The following is a 14,519-nucleotide window of genomic DNA, read 5'->3' as shown; positions in this document are numbered from 1 at the left end:
TATGGAAAAAATGAACACAACAAACAGGAACGATTATGTGCTGCTTACGGGCGCCACCAGCGGAATAGGATACGAACTGGCTAAGTTGTTCGCGGCCGACGGGTTCCATCTTATTCTCGTGGCGCGTAACGCTGAAAGGTTACAGGAAGTAGCCGATGAGCTGAAAACCCGGTATAGCGTGGAAGTAACGCCATTGTCCAAAGATTTGTTCCTGCCTTCGGCAGCCCGGGAAATATACGATTTCACGAAGCGCATGGGCATAGAAGTAAGTGTACTGGTAAATGATGCCGGTCAGGGACAATGGGGCCCATTCGTTGAAACGGAATTGCAAAGGGACCTCGATATTATTCAGTTGAACATTTCGTCCCTCGTTTCGCTTACTAAACTTTACCTCCGCGATATGGTGGCCATGGGCAGGGGAAAAATATTGCAATTGGGTTCCGAAGCGGGAACCACTCCTGTGCCCCTGCTTTCGGTATATGCGGCAACCAAGGCGTTCGTGCTCTCTTTCAGCGCGGCGCTCGCCAATGAAATGAAAGATAAGAATGTGACCGTTACCGTATTGCTGCCCGGTGCAACAGATACGGATTTCTTTCACAAAGCGGAGCAGGAGGATACTGTTATTTATAAAGAAGAAAAACTTTCTTCCCCCGAAGAAGTGGCGCTGGATGGCTACCAGGCACTCATGAAAGGGGAGAACAAGATCATATCCGGCGCGAAAACGAAGTACCATGTATGGATGGCAGATTTTGTTGGCGCGAAAATGAGTGCGGAGAACATGCGGAAAAAAATGGAACCCAGCAGGGAAGCCGATGGAAGGGACGAAAGTGCGCATGAGGCATCGCGTAAAGAAAGAGCGGCCATCCGGGAAAAAACGAATGCGTTGAGTGGTGATAGTTCCATCGGCAACCAGGCGCCTTATGATGATTCGCCCGGAGAAATAAAACCGTTTTAAAGAATGGAAACGGGACGCTTCTTCGCCGGCACTTCCGGATGGCATTATAAACACTGGAAAAACACCTTCTATCCTGCTGATGTAAAACAGAAAGAGCAGTTCACTTTTTATACCCGGTACTTTGATACGGTAGAGATCAACAATTCCTTCTGCCGGCTTCCTGAAGCGTCCACGCTTACCGCATGGCAGGAGAAAAGTCCGGAAGCATTTCTGTTTGCTATGAAAGCGGGCCGGTTCTTAACGCACCTGAAGAAGCTGGATGTTGACCAGGCGAGCGTGCACAGGTTTCTGGATGTGTTCTCGCACCTGGGTGATAAGCTGGGCCCGGTACTGTTCCAGCTTCCGCCTGGCTGGCAGGTGAATGTTGAAAGGTTGCGCGCTTTCTTTTTATTGCTTCCGCAGGGATTAAGGTATGTTTTTGAATTCAGGAATTCTTCCTGGTACAACGAGGAAGTGTATGCGGTGTTGCGGACCCACAATGCAGGATTCTGTATATACGAACTGGCAGGTCATCTTTCGCCTGAGGAAGTAACGGCTGATTTTGTGTACATCAGGTTGCACGGCCCGGGCGCAAAATACCAGGGTAGTTATCCGGACGAAACCCTGGAAACATGGGCTACGAAAGTACTGCTGTGGATGGAAGAAGGAAAAGACGTGTACCTCTATTTCGATAATGATGATTCCGGCTTCGCGCCTCAGAATGCGCTTACGATCAAAAAGATTGTTTCACAAAAAATAAAATCATATGAAAGCATTGGTGTTCCATAGTCCGAAAGATGTAAGGGTTGAGCAACAGCCCGATCCGGTAATTGAAGATAGCCGCGATGTGATTCTGAAAGTAACTTCCACAGCCATCTGTGGTTCCGATCTGCACATATACAACGGCATGTTCCCGCAGCCGAAGCCCATGGTACTGGGGCACGAGTTCATGGGAGAAGTGGTGGAAGCGGGTCTGGATGTACTGAAGCTGAAAGTGGGCGACAGGGTGGTGGTGCCCTTTCCTGTGGCATGTGGTTCCTGCTTCTTCTGCCGGATGGATATGCCCGTGCATTGTGAACATTCCAACCCGGAACATTACGGTCCGCAGGGAGGACTGCTGGATGGAAAAGGAGGTGGACTTTTCGGCTACACCGACCTGTATGGCGGTTACAGTGGCGGCCAGGCGGAATACGTGCGTGTGCCTTACGCCAACAACGGGCCCAGGATCGTGCCCGCCGGAATGACCGACGACCAGGTGCTTTTCCTGACGGATATTTTCCCTACGGGTTGGTCCGCTATCGACTGGGCGGAATTAAAAGGAGGAGAAACAGTGGTCGTGTTCGGCTGCGGTCCTGTCGGGATTATGGCTCAGAAAGCGGCCTGGCTGAAAGGTGCCGGTCGGGTGATTGGCGTGGACATTCTACCTTACCGCCTTGAAATGGCCCGCCGTTCCGCTTCCGTGGAAACGATCAATGCTGCGGAAAATGATCCCGTTGAAGTGATCCGCGAATGGACCGGCGGCTACGGGGCTGATGTATGTGTGGATGCCGTGGGTATGGAAGCCGACCGGAACTGGCTGGAAAAAGCCGCTAATGTGATCCAGGGCGAGAAGGGGTCCATGAAGGTACTTGAAGCATGCTTCGATGCGGTAAGAAGGGGTGGAACAGTAACGGTGGTAGGGGTTTACGGCACGCCATACAACAAATTCCCACTCCATCAGATTTTCGATAAGGGCATTAAAGTAATGGGCGGACAGGCATGGGTGCACAAATACATTGATGAGCTGATGCAGCTTGTTGTAACCGGGAAGGTGGTGCTCGATGATATCATCACGCACAAAGTGGCGCTGAACAGCGCGCCTGATATGTACGATATCTTCAATAAGAAAGAGGACAATTGTGTGAAAGTGGTGCTGAATCCGTGGATGTAGCAGGTTTTTATCCTGAATCTCCTAGATTTGTTGGAACTGTCCAACCATGAGTAAAGAGATCAGGAATATTGTGTCCGCTTACGAAGCTGCCTGCGCTGCCAACAGAAAAGTGGTACTGGCTACTGTAGTGCATGTAGAGGGTTCCTCGTACCGCAGGCCCGGCGCAAGAATGCTGGTGGAGGAAGATGGCATGATTACCGGCGCCATCAGCGGCGGATGTCTGGAAGGAGATGCCTTGCGTCGCGCCATGCATGTGATCGCGCTGAATGAAAAAAGATTAATTACTTACGATACTACCCTGGATGATGACCTTGAATTCGGGGTGCAATTGGGTTGTAATGGTGTGGTGCATATTCTTTTCGAACCAGTTCATCCTGCCGATGAAATGAATCCCGTTCTTTTACTGAAGAAATGTATTGAAGCGGGTGAGATGGATAAGGTGCTTGTTACCTTATTCAAGCTGAACGATCCCCAATACCAGGAGGCTGGAACATGTATGTTCTTTGCCAATGCAGCTGTGTACAGCAACCACAGGATAGAGGAAGGGGTACTGGCTGAATTGCGCGAAGGTATTTCGATGGCTTTCGAACAAAGACGTTCTGCAAAAATAGACATGGAAGCAAAGAGGCTTACCGCGCTGATCCAATGGGTGAAGCCGCCTGTTTCCCTGATAGTGATCGGAGCCGGAAACGATGCCCTGCCGCTGGTGGAAATGGCCGCGGTAATTGGTTGGGATGTAACAGTGGCCGATGGCCGGAGCAGCCACGCCAGTTTAAAAAGATTCCCCAAAGTAAACAGGATTATCGTTGGTAAACCGGATGAGGTGGTCGCGAAGTTAACCGTGGACTGCAATACCGCGTTGGTGCTGATGACGCATAATTTCAATTACGACCGCGATTGCTTAAAGGCGCTCAGCGCACATGCCCCGGCGTATATCGGTTGCCTTGGTCCAAAAAAGCGCCTGGAAAGGATATGGGGTGAACTGGAAGAACATGGTGCCCAACTACAGGAGGACTTCAGAAAAATCGTTCACGGTCCCGCCGGACTTGATATCGGTGCGGAGTTGCCGGAAGAGATCGCACTGTCTATAATAGCGGAGATCAAAGCTGTTTTTGAAAACCGGAATGGTGCGTTCCTTAAAAACAGGCAGGCGCCGATCCATGACAACAGATAAGTTGAAAACGTTACGTGTACCAGTTGAAAAACGCGCCATTATTGTGCTTGCGGCAGGCGCGTCCATGCGTATGGGTAGTCCTAAACAGTTGTTGCCATACAAAGGAAAAACGCTTTTGCAACATGTGGTTGATACCGCGAGAGCAGCGGAAGTTTCGTTGGTGGTAACGGTACTCGGGGCGAATGCGGAAGCTATTCTTCAACAATCAGGTGCGGGAATCAATCCTTATGTAGTGAACGAAAACTGGCAGGAGGGAATGGCTTCTTCAATACAATCCGGGTTGAAAAAAGTGCTGGAGTTGCTCCCCGGTCTTGAAGCGGTAGTTTTCCTGGTGGGCGATCAACCTTTTCTGAGCAGTGCAGTTATCGACGAGCTTTTTGTACTGATGGAAAACACCAGGGCGCCCATCGTTGCCTGTAAGTACGGAAGCGTTGTGGGTGTTCCCGCCTTATTTCACAAGACTACTTTTTCAGCACTGATGGAGTTGAAAGGAGCGGAAGGCGCGAAGAAACTCATTAAGGCGGAAGGCGAGAAAGCAGCACTGCTGGATTTTCCGCAAGGTGCGATTGATATAGATACACAGGAGGATTACCTCAGACTCTTAAAATAAGAAACTGGTTACACACTCAGGAGCGGGGTCGCAAATAGGGTTCTACTGAAGCGATCAGTTTGTGTAGGGCATTGTTCAGGTGCCGGTCTACGGTTTTTGTTGAAATTCCCAGAATCTCGCCTACTTCGCGGTAGGAGAAGCCGTCTTCCCGCACCAGTTTATAGACCATCTGGCATTTCGGGGGTAACAAACTGATGGCGTGCATTACTTTTTCCCGGAACTCCTGGTCCAGGAGCTGGTCTTCGGGAGAGCCATAAATTCCGGTTTGTAAATTGATTTCTATCGTATCGAAATCCAGGGTTTCAATGGTTTTATTGCGGTCAATATGGTTGAGCGCCGTATTCCGCACGGCACGGTACAGATATAGCTTCAGGTTTTCCACGCGCAGCAATTCTATGCGCATGGTCCATATTTTCAGCATTACATCGGACACAATTTCTTCTGCCGTTTCTTCTGATCTTACAAAATCTCTCGCAAACCCCGTTAGCTGCCGGTGAAAATGGATGAACAGTTTCCGGTAGGAGCGTTCATCTCTTTGTTCGGCTACCTTTTGCTGGAGTTGCGATATATCTTCCACAGATAATCTATCCATAATAATCACAATCGGGCGGTAAATATAGACATATTTCATTTTACAGGTCGGGTTGAAAAAAAACATGGGAAGGCAATGGGGACATTGTTTAAATACTGTGTCTTATAGGTTACATCATGAAAGATCGATTCACCTACCTTACCGCGCAGTTGCTATCAGGAGCCATCACGCCCCATGAAAGGGAGGAGCTCTCGCGCCTGCTCGAAACCGATGAGGACCTCAGGAAGTTATATGAAAACCTGTTTGACCGCCCTGTAGCACCCACGGCTGATGATGACTTGCTGGCGGAACAGGCGTATGCCGCTCATTTCGTGAAAATGCAATTGCAGGATGCCTTTGATGAACAGGAGCAGGACAGCATGCCAATTCCTGTAAGCGGCAAAAGAAGAAGTACATGGTGGATGGCGGCGGCTGCATTGTTGATCGTTGTTGCCGGCACGACCTATCTTTTACTGCGGGAAAGTCCCCCGGAAACCGGAAAGGTAAACCCCAGCGTGGTCACCACCAGGAAAGGATCAAGGTCGCACCTTACCCTTCCCGACGGGACAAAGGTATGGTTGAATGCGGATAGTAAACTGAGCTACAACCAGGATTATAACCGCTCCATAAGGGATGTTTACCTGGAAGGAGAAGCGTTTTTTGATGTGGAGAAAAACCCTGACAAGCCTTTTGTGGTGCACCTCGGTGCATTGGATATTAAGGTGACCGGCACAACGTTTAACGTGAAATCCTATCCCGGCGAAGAGCAGATGGAAACAGCTTTGTTCACCGGCGAAATAGAAGTGCAGTTCCCCCATTCTCCCGAAAAAAAAGTATTGCTGAAACCAAGAGAGAAAATCACCATTCGCAATCCGAAAGCATTGGAACCGCAGGAGCCCGGCTCCGGAACTGCACAAGTGGATACCGATGTTTCGCTCGTATTGGGGCATGTTAAATTCCAGCCTAAAGACAGTGCCAGTTACGAAAATGCCTGGATCCGCAATCAACTGTCCTTCGACGGTGAAAAGTTCCAGGATATAGCCGGTAAGCTGGAGCGTTGGTACAATATAGAAGTGGAATTCCGAAACGAGAAAACCCGCATGATGCGCTTCACAGGCGTATTTGAAAATAAAACGTTACCGGAAGTGATGGACGCGCTCAAACTTCCGGGAGGATTCAGGTACAAATTCGAGCAGAATAAGCTCACGATCTTTTAATAACCTATCAAAACTGCTTCTTATGATGCTACCCCCATAGGATGATGGGCCATTTAATGCTACTGTATTCATCCTTACTTAAGATCACTCTAAACAAATATTATGAAAAAAGACGATTGCTGCCTTCGCCCGGGCGAGCGGCGCAAGCGCTCAAAGCGTACTATCGCAGCTCGGATATTGATGCTGTTTACCCTTCTTTTGTCGCTGGAAAGTTTTGCCTTCTATGGATTCGCACAGGAGAAGGTGTCGCTCAATCTTTCCAATACAGCATTGAAAATGGTGTTCAGGGAAATTGAAAAGCAAACCAGTTACAGGTTTGTGTACAACGATGACAATATTCCCGTGAACCGGAAGGTGACTATTAAAGTGAATGAATTACCGCTGGATAATGTGCTTTCCCGCCTGCTCGATAATCTTGGACTGTCGTGGAAAGTGCAGAGCAATAACCTGATTGTTGTGGCCGAAAACATCGCGGCAACAAAGAACGAAGCGGCAACCGTTACCGGCCAGGTGATAGGTGTGGATGGCAAGGCTGTGAGTTTTGTTAGTATTCAGGAAGATGAAAGCGCTTCGGGTACGCTCGCCGATGAAGACGGCAAATTTACGCTCCGCGTTTCTTCGCTGAACGCCACATTGGTGATCAGTAACGTGGGGTATATCACCCAGCGCGTGCCGCTGAATGGAAAGTCGAATATAACTGTAGTGCTGGTGCAGGACAACAAAGAACTGGAGCAGGTGGTGGTGGTAGGTTATGGTACGCAGAAAAAAGCGACCCTTACCGGCGCTATCAGTACCATTGACAATAAGGCCCTGATACAGTCGCCTGTGGCCAATATCAGCAATTCGCTCGTGGGCCGGTTGCCGGGGCTCGTAGCCATTCAGCAGAGTGGTGAACCGGGTTTCGACCAGTCGAGGATCAAGATCCGTGGTATCGGAACACTGAACGATGGCAGCGGCTCAGATCCGCTGATCCTCATCGATGGTGTGGTGCGCGATGGTTTCAATACACTTGATCCCAACGAAATTGAGTCGGTAAGCATTCTGAAAGATGCCTCTTCCACCGCGGTATTCGGTGTACGTGGCGCAAACGGGGTGATTATGATCACTACCAAAACCGGTAAATCCGGTAAGCCGAACATCAGCTATTCTTCCAACGTGGGCTTCCAGACACCAACGCAGTTACCGCGCCTGCTCAACAGTTTCGAGTATGCGACATTGCGCAACGAAGCGCAACGCAATATGGGACAAACCCCGTATTTCTCCCAGGCCGATCTCGATCATTTCCAAAACGGCACCGATCCTTATTTCCATCCCGATGTGGATTGGTTCGATAAGGTGCTGAAGCCTACCAGTCTGCAGCAACAGCACAACCTCAACATCGGTGGGGGTACAAAAGATACCCGCTACTTCGTTTCACTTGGCTATTTCGAGCAGAACGGAGTGTACAATGTAGGTGATCTGCAAAAAGAATATTCGGCTAATCCAAAATATAAGCGTTACAACCTGCGGTCGAATTTTGATTTCAACTTCAATTCAAATTTTTCCGGCTCCATTAAACTGGGCGGACAGGTGGCCGATGCCAACTATCCGGGACAGGGTGCAGGAGAGATCTTCTTCCGCATCATGAACTCCAACCCGTTGATGAACCCGGGCGTGGTAGATGGTAAACTGATCAGCGGTGTGGAAGGGCTTACGAGCAGTTCCGGCAACCCCCTGGGTTTCATCGCCACCAACGGTTATCAGAACAATTTCAACAGCAACCTCAATTCTTCCCTCAATCTTACGCATAAACTGGACTTCGTTACAAAAGGGCTGAAAGCGCGTGCACTCGTGGCTTACGATCATTATTACAGCCATTCTGTACGCAGATCCAAAGCGGCTATTCAGTACCGGATCATCAAAGATCCTACGGATCCGCTGAAGCCCATCTTCGTAAGGGAAGGCAACGAAGCGCCTTTCGGTTTCAGTGAAAGTTATGGCAGGAACCGCAAGATATATGGTGAGTTTGCATTGGACTACGCCCGCTCTTTTGGTGACCACAACTTTACCGGTTTGGCCCTTTACAACCTGGAGAAGTACCACCAGCCCGGACTTGAATACAATGTGCCCCGTGGTTACCTTGGTGCGGTGGGCCGGATTACTTACAACTACAGAAACAAATACCTTTCGGAATTCAATATGGGCTACAACGGCTCTGAGAACTTTCCGGAAGATAAGCGGTTCGGCTTCTTCCCCTCTTTCTCACTTGGATGGGTGGTGTCGGATGAAAACTTTATGAAAGGAGCGGGCGCCGTTTCTTTCCTGAAAATCCGTGGTTCCTACGGTGAAGTGGGTAACGACAAGATCGGTGGTTCCAGGTTCCTGTACCTGCCTTCCGTTTACCTCTACGGCGGTGGATACAATTTCGGACAACTGGGTTCCAACTACCAGTGGTACGGTGGTTCACAGGAAGGAAGAATAGGAAACCCCGATGTTACCTGGGAAGTAGCGAAGAAAACCAATATTGGTATTGAAGCGAAATTCTTTGATGACAGGCTGCAATTGGTGGCGGATGTGTTCCGGGAAAGAAGGAATAATATTCTGATTACAAGAGGTACAGTTCCCGCGCTGGTACAGGCTACATTGCCTGCCGTGAACATGGGCGCGGTAGAGAACAAAGGCTACGAAATTGAATTGTCCTGGGCAGGAAAAGCAAATGAGGTGAATTACTGGATCAGGTCGAATTACACTTTCGCCAGGAACAAGATATTGTTTATGGATGAACCTGAACGCGCTTTCGATGGGCTCAGAAGAACTGGTCGCCAGGTAGGACAATACTTCGGTCTGGTAAGTGAAGGATTCTACAATACACAACGCGATCTGGACAATGCCATTCCTTCTCAATGGCAACCCAATCTTCAGCTCGGTGATATCCGTTACAAAGATGTGAACGGAGATGGACGAATAACCGATCAGGATGAAGTACCCATCGGCTTCGCTACTTTTCCGCAGGTAGTGTATGGCGTTTCTTTTGGATTCGATTGGAAAGGGTTTGATTTCTCCATGCTTTTTCAGGGTGCTACCAAAGTATCCACCTACCTGTCTGAAATGGCGGCATGGGCGTTTGATACCGACTGGAGAAGCGCGCAGGAGCGTCACCTGGAGCGCTGGACGCCTGAACGTTACGCGGCGGGAGACCCCATTACTTACCCCCGCCTGGAATTGTCGCCTACGGTTGGAAAACACAATTACCGCCCTTCCGATTTCTGGTTGATCGATGGAAGCTACCTGCGTTTGAAGAACATGGAGATCGCGTACCGCTTCCGCGGCGGGTTCATCGAAAAGATGGGCGCCAGGCATCTGCGAGTGTACATGAACGGTAACAACCTGCTTACCTGGAGCAAGATTGAGAACTATGATCCTGAAGCGCCTCCGGGCCGCGGACAGTTCTATCCGCAGATGAGAGTATTTAACGCAGGCGTGAACATCCAGTTCTAACCACAAAAAAGACATCATGAACAAAAAAATATCCCTGCCTAAAGGCATCGTGGCCCTCCTGGTAGTGGTGATTGCCGCCACTTCCTGCAACAAGGATTTCCTGGAAAAGCCACAAAGCAACGACGTAACGATCGATACTATTTTCTCCACCAAAATAAAGGCGCAGACCTTCCTTTGGGATACGTACAACAAATGCGTGCCGCAAGGGTTTCCTTTCGACTGGGGCTCTCACAACGGCATGTATGCCTGTATGCTGATGGCCGCTTCAGATGAGGGCGACCTCTATGATGCATGGCCTTCCGCGCAAGCGCACAATGAAGGTTCCTGGGGACCAAACTCGAATGGCGAAGACGATTTCGGCGCACATTTTAAGGGTATAAGGAACGCCAGTATTTTCATCGGCAACATTGGCCGGGTAAGCGATATGGGCGACACGGAAAAAAGCCAGATGGCCGCAGAAGCAAAAGTGTTGCGTGCATTGCAATACCATGAACTGATGAAAAGGTATGGCGCAGTTCCCATTGTGGATAAGCCGCTTTCCGCTTCAGATGAAATCAATCTTCCAAGGAATACGTATGAGGAATGCGTGAATTTCGTGGTGAAGGAATGTGACGATGCGGCTGCGGTACTCCCCAATAATTACTCCACGGAATTTAATGGAAGAATTACGAAGGGCGCGGCCCTGGCGCTGAAGGCGAGAGTATTGCTGTACGCGGCAAGTCCATTGCACAATACACAAACACCTTACAAAACGGAAAATAGGGCGTTGACGGGCTATCCCAGTTTCAATGCTGAACGCTGGAAGCTTGCGGCAGATGCCAGCAAGGCCGTACTGGATTGGGCGCAACAAAATAATGTGCGGTTGGTGACTCAGTTCGCCACACCGGCGCAGAACTATGAATCCGCTGTAACCGACCTGAATACTGCTGAAAATATTCTTTCCAACCAGGCGCACGGCTGGTGGGGGGCCTGGAGCCCGATGTTCCAGCAGTTCGCCATGCCAAGAGGCATATATGGCGGCTGGTATGGTCATGGGGTAACGTTCCAGCACGCGGTGAAATACCAGAAAACGGATGGCACCGACCAGCAATGGCCCGACCAGGGTACCGGTGCGGAGTTTCTGCAGAAAATGCAGCAGATGGAACCCCGGTTCCAGGCTTCGGTTTATTACGCAGGCGCCAAATGGAACGATGAAATAGGCGTGCGCACTTTCTTCCGGAAAAAAGACAATACATGGTCTGACAACGCGCCGGTGAATGGTGTGGGGTACATGAAGAAGTTCCTCACCAGGATGAACTGGGGCGGCGGCCAACTCAACTGGATCGTTTTCAGGCTCGCTGAATCCTATCTCAACTATGCCGAAGCTTTGAATGAATACAGTCCCAACGATCCCTTGTGTTATACCGCGCTCAATGAAGTGAGGAAAAGGGCCGGGGTTCCTGAAATTACGGCTGCTGATCCCCGTTATGATACGCAGGATGAACTTCGCCAGGCCATCAGGAGAGAACGGGCTGTGGAACTGGCTTTTGAAGAACACCGCTTCTTTGATGTGCGCCGCTGGCAGATTGCCGGACAGGATGGGGTGATGAAGGGACAGATGATGGGACTGAACCTTTACGAACAGGCCGATAATTCCCTCCTCTACCGCAAAGAAGCGTTCGAAACCCGGGTTTGGGACGACAAAATGTACCTCTATCCCTTCCCACAGGGTGAGATCGATAAAAGGTACCTGACCCAGAACCCCGGATGGTAATATTTTCAACCAAAGTAACATTTGCTATTATGAATTTTCGCGATAAAAAGAACAGGTATTCATCCAAATTCGCAGCAATGGCGCTTCTGCTCGCAATAACGGGTGGAGTATCCGCACAAGATGCCACGGCTACCACGGCTGATTCTCTGCCCGCAGGCAAAACAGATAAGCAGGTTCCTGTGGCTTATGGCTTTCAGTCTTTCGGACGTCTTACAGGCGCTGTATCCACCGTTTCAGGAGAAGTGCTGCGTAAAACCAACGCGCCTAACGTGAGCAATACGCTTTTCGGCAGGCTGCCCGGTCTTACTGTAATGCAGGGCTCTGGAGAACCAGGCTACGATTCACCGGGATTATTGCTCCGCGGAAAAGCAAGCTACCGCAACAATGGTATGCTCACCTTTGTGGATGGCTTTGAAAGTTCTTTCGACCAGATGTCGATTGATGAGATCGAATCCATCACCATTCTGAAAGATGCCGCCGCGCTGGCTATGTATGGTATACGTGGCGCGAACGGGGTTATCCTTGTTGCCACGAAGCGGGGAACAGAATCTTCCAAAACAAAGATCACTTTCAATGCCAGAACCGGATGGCAACAGGTGCAAAGGCTTCCTGAATTTGTGGATGCCTACAACTACGCTTCGCTGTACAATGAAGCGCTCGCCAATGATGGACAGCCTGCACGGTACACCCAGGCCGACCTTGATGCTTACCGTAATGGCAACGATCCTTATTTCCACCCCGATGTGAACTGGTACGATGAAGTCCTGCGCAAATCAGCGCCACTCAGCGATTACAGTCTTACTTTCAATGGAGGAAATGCCGTGGCGCAATACAATATCGTGCTTGGCTACATGCGCAACCAGGGCATCTATGCCAATACGGATAAAGACAGGAAAGAAAATTCCAACGCCGATTTCAGGCGTTATAATTTCCGTTCCAATTTCGACATTAAACTCTCCAATGCGGTATCCGCCAGTTTCGACCTGGCCGGTCGTATTGAAGACAGGTCTTTTCCCAATTTTAACGGTACCCAACTCTGGACCAATATGGCCAGGTACCCGGCCAACGCATACCCGGTAAAGAACCCGAACGGCACCTGGGGCGGTAACGCGGTTTATATGGATAACCCGGTAGCATCCGTGCTGGCAAGAGGCACCAATTCCACCCATGACAGGAACCTGATGGGGACTTTTCGCCTGAATGAAAAACTGGACTTCCTGCTGCCGGGACTGAGTTTTTCCCAATTAGTATCGTTCAACAACTGGTCGAGAGGCGCCGTAAACAGGACACGCAATATCGCGGTGTTTGAACTGTCAAAGAACGGGAACGATACAGTGTACCGTCAGCATGGACAAAACACCGATCCCGCCGTGGACGAAGGCGGCAACGACCAGTGGAACCGCACCAACGTGCAACTTCAGTTGAACTATGACCGGAAAATGGGGAACAACGGGCTGGCCGCGCAACTGGTTTACCACCAAGACGTTTACCGTCCGGGGGGCAACAACGTGCCTTTCGCCAACCAGAACTTCGCCGGAAGAGTGAACTATCATATCCGAAATACTTACATCGCGGAACTGGGCATGTCCTACAGCGGATCGGAATCCTTCCCTGCAGGGAACAGGTTTGGTTTCTTCCCTTCCTTATCAGCGGCCTGGATCGCTTCCAACGAAAGTTTTCTCTCCGGCAGTAAAACCATCACTTTCCTGAAAGCACGGGCTTCGGCCGGTTTGCTGGGGAACGACCGCACCAATGGTTCACGCTTCGCGTATGACCAATACTACTTCTTTGATGGCTCCGGTTACAGCTTCGGTAAAAACAACAACTGGTGGGGCGCCGTAGTGGAAGGCGCGCTCGGAAACCCGGGGATTACCTGGGAGAAAGCCATGAAGTACAATATTGGTGTAGATGCCACTTTCTTCAACAGGCTCGATGTTAACCTTGAACTTTTCCATGAGAACAGGAAAGATATTCTCGCTACGGCAGATGCCACCGTGCCCGGTTATGTGGGCGTGGCCATGCCGCTGGAAAATCTGGGACAGGTAAAGAATAAGGGCTTTGAACTGAGCGCGACCTATACCGGTAAAACAGGTGACCTCACCTGGATCGCCGGAAGCAGCGTATGGTACGCCAGGAACAAGATCATCCGCATGAATGAAGTAGTAAGGCCCGAAGCATACCTGTACAGAACTGGACTTCCTGTTGGACAATCATTCGGACTGGAAGCGATAGGTTTCTTCCGCGATGACGCAGACATTGCCGCAAGTCCGTTGCAAACTTTCTCGCCCGTTCGTCCGGGAGACATCAAATACAAGGACCAGAATGGCGATGGCCTGATCAATGAGAACGATGAAGTCTCTTTTGGTAAAGCCTTCGAACCTGAAATTACGTACACGGCCAACCTCGGGTTGCAATACAAAGGATTTGACCTGGAACTTTTCTTCCATGGCATCGCCAACAGAACTGTTTACCTGAACGGTCCTTATTTCTGGGCCTTGCAGAACGACAATAACATCGCCACGAATGCATTGGGAAGGTGGACGCCACAAACAGCGGATGTGGCCACTTATCCAAGACTCACCACTTTGCCGAACGATAACAATTACAGGGCATCTACCTTTTGGTCGCGCTCCGGTAATGCGCTTCGGTTGCGCAACGCGGAAATCGGGTACAGCTTTCCGTCCGCTGTGCTGGAGCAGTTGAAGCTGACCCAGTTCAGGGTATTCGCAAGCGCCATCAATCCATTCATCTGGGATAAAGTAAAAACGGTGGACCCGGAAAGCCTGGGTGGCTATCCGCCTATGAAATCTTATAACATCGGCGCAAGGATTCAGTTCTAATCATCCCACAACG

At 50.1% G+C, this 14,519-nt stretch carries 10 protein-coding genes; 9 read left to right on the top strand and 1 reads right to left on the bottom strand.

Features of this window, described 5'->3' with window-relative positions; translation table 11 throughout:
- Position 1: 1 nt before the first annotated feature.
- Genes M4J38_RS12645 through M4J38_RS12625 form a run of 5 tightly spaced genes read left to right on the top strand, consistent with a single transcriptional unit; the run spans position 2 to position 4,648 of the window.
- Positions 2 to 955, top strand: coding sequence for an SDR family oxidoreductase (locus M4J38_RS12645; RefSeq protein WP_251759970.1), 954 nt, complete (start codon positions 2 to 4; stop codon positions 953 to 955).
- Positions 956 to 958: 3 nt separating this feature from the next.
- Positions 959 to 1,723, top strand: a complete 765-nt coding sequence (locus M4J38_RS12640; protein ID WP_251759969.1) for a DUF72 domain-containing protein — start codon at positions 959 to 961, stop codon at positions 1,721 to 1,723.
- Positions 1,701 to 2,864 (top strand): zinc-dependent alcohol dehydrogenase, encoded by a 1,164-nt coding sequence (locus M4J38_RS12635; RefSeq protein ID WP_251759968.1) that lies wholly within the window; start codon positions 1,701 to 1,703, stop codon positions 2,862 to 2,864. The genes M4J38_RS12640 and M4J38_RS12635 overlap by 23 nt, the downstream gene beginning before the upstream one ends.
- 46 nt (positions 2,865 to 2,910) lie before the next feature.
- Positions 2,911 to 4,038 carry an XdhC family protein gene (locus M4J38_RS12630; protein ID WP_251759967.1) on the top strand — a complete coding sequence of 376 codons (1,128 nt, stop codon included), beginning with the start codon at positions 2,911 to 2,913 and terminating at the stop codon, positions 4,036 to 4,038.
- On the top strand, positions 4,025 to 4,648 hold the full coding sequence (locus tag M4J38_RS12625; RefSeq protein WP_251759966.1) for an NTP transferase domain-containing protein: 624 nt from the start codon (positions 4,025 to 4,027) through the stop codon (positions 4,646 to 4,648). The genes M4J38_RS12630 and M4J38_RS12625 overlap by 14 nt, the downstream gene beginning before the upstream one ends.
- Positions 4,649 to 4,664: 16 nt before the next feature.
- Here M4J38_RS12625 and M4J38_RS12620 read toward each other — a convergent pair whose 3' ends face one another.
- Positions 4,665 to 5,240: an RNA polymerase sigma-70 factor gene (locus tag M4J38_RS12620; RefSeq protein ID WP_251759965.1), complete on the bottom strand. Its 576-nt coding sequence runs from the start codon at positions 5,238 to 5,240 to the stop codon at positions 4,665 to 4,667.
- A gap of 116 nt (positions 5,241 to 5,356) precedes the next feature.
- Between M4J38_RS12620 and M4J38_RS12615 the strand changes: the two genes are divergently transcribed.
- The 4 genes from M4J38_RS12615 to M4J38_RS12600 all read left to right on the top strand — a co-directional run bounded on the left by M4J38_RS12615 (position 5,357) and on the right by M4J38_RS12600 (position 14,506).
- A complete protein-coding gene (locus M4J38_RS12615) occupies positions 5,357 to 6,436 on the top strand; it encodes a FecR family protein (RefSeq protein WP_251759964.1) in 1,080 nt (359 codons plus the stop codon).
- Between the two features lie 102 nt (positions 6,437 to 6,538).
- Positions 6,539 to 9,913, top strand: coding sequence for a TonB-dependent receptor (locus M4J38_RS12610; RefSeq protein ID WP_251759963.1), 3,375 nt, complete (start codon positions 6,539 to 6,541; stop codon positions 9,911 to 9,913).
- A 16-nt stretch (positions 9,914 to 9,929) separates the two neighbouring features.
- Positions 9,930 to 11,666, top strand: coding sequence for a RagB/SusD family nutrient uptake outer membrane protein (locus M4J38_RS12605; RefSeq protein WP_251759962.1), 1,737 nt, complete (start codon positions 9,930 to 9,932; stop codon positions 11,664 to 11,666).
- A 29-nt stretch (positions 11,667 to 11,695) separates the two neighbouring features.
- Positions 11,696 to 14,506 (top strand): TonB-dependent receptor, encoded by a 2,811-nt coding sequence (locus M4J38_RS12600; protein WP_251759961.1) that lies wholly within the window; start codon positions 11,696 to 11,698, stop codon positions 14,504 to 14,506.
- Positions 14,507 to 14,519 lie beyond the last annotated feature (13 nt).

This window comes from Parasegetibacter sp. NRK P23, from assembly GCF_023721715.1.
GTDB lineage: Bacteria > Bacteroidota > Bacteroidia > Chitinophagales > Chitinophagaceae > Parasegetibacter.
The sequence above is the reverse complement of the archived record's forward strand: the minus strand, read 5'-3'. Positions and strand labels throughout refer to the sequence as shown.

Bases quoted from the DNA above. Each gene is read 5' to 3' on its own strand.
- M4J38_RS12645 (WP_251759970.1), top strand. From the start codon at position 2: ATGGAAAAAATGAACACAACAAACAGGAACGATTATGTGCTGCTTACG.
- M4J38_RS12640 (WP_251759969.1), top strand. From the start codon at position 959: ATGGAAACGGGACGCTTCTTCGCCGGCACTTCCGGATGGCATTATAAA.
- M4J38_RS12635 (WP_251759968.1), top strand. From the start codon at position 1,701: ATGAAAGCATTGGTGTTCCATAGTCCGAAAGATGTAAGGGTTGAGCAA.
- M4J38_RS12630 (WP_251759967.1), top strand. From the start codon at position 2,911: ATGAGTAAAGAGATCAGGAATATTGTGTCCGCTTACGAAGCTGCCTGC.
- M4J38_RS12625 (WP_251759966.1), top strand. From the start codon at position 4,025: ATGACAACAGATAAGTTGAAAACGTTACGTGTACCAGTTGAAAAACGC.
- M4J38_RS12620 (WP_251759965.1), bottom strand. From the start codon at position 5,240: ATGGATAGATTATCTGTGGAAGATATATCGCAACTCCAGCAAAAGGTA.
- M4J38_RS12615 (WP_251759964.1), top strand. From the start codon at position 5,357: ATGAAAGATCGATTCACCTACCTTACCGCGCAGTTGCTATCAGGAGCC.
- M4J38_RS12610 (WP_251759963.1), top strand. From the start codon at position 6,539: ATGAAAAAAGACGATTGCTGCCTTCGCCCGGGCGAGCGGCGCAAGCGC.
- M4J38_RS12605 (WP_251759962.1), top strand. From the start codon at position 9,930: ATGAACAAAAAAATATCCCTGCCTAAAGGCATCGTGGCCCTCCTGGTA.
- M4J38_RS12600 (WP_251759961.1), top strand. From the start codon at position 11,696: ATGAATTTTCGCGATAAAAAGAACAGGTATTCATCCAAATTCGCAGCA.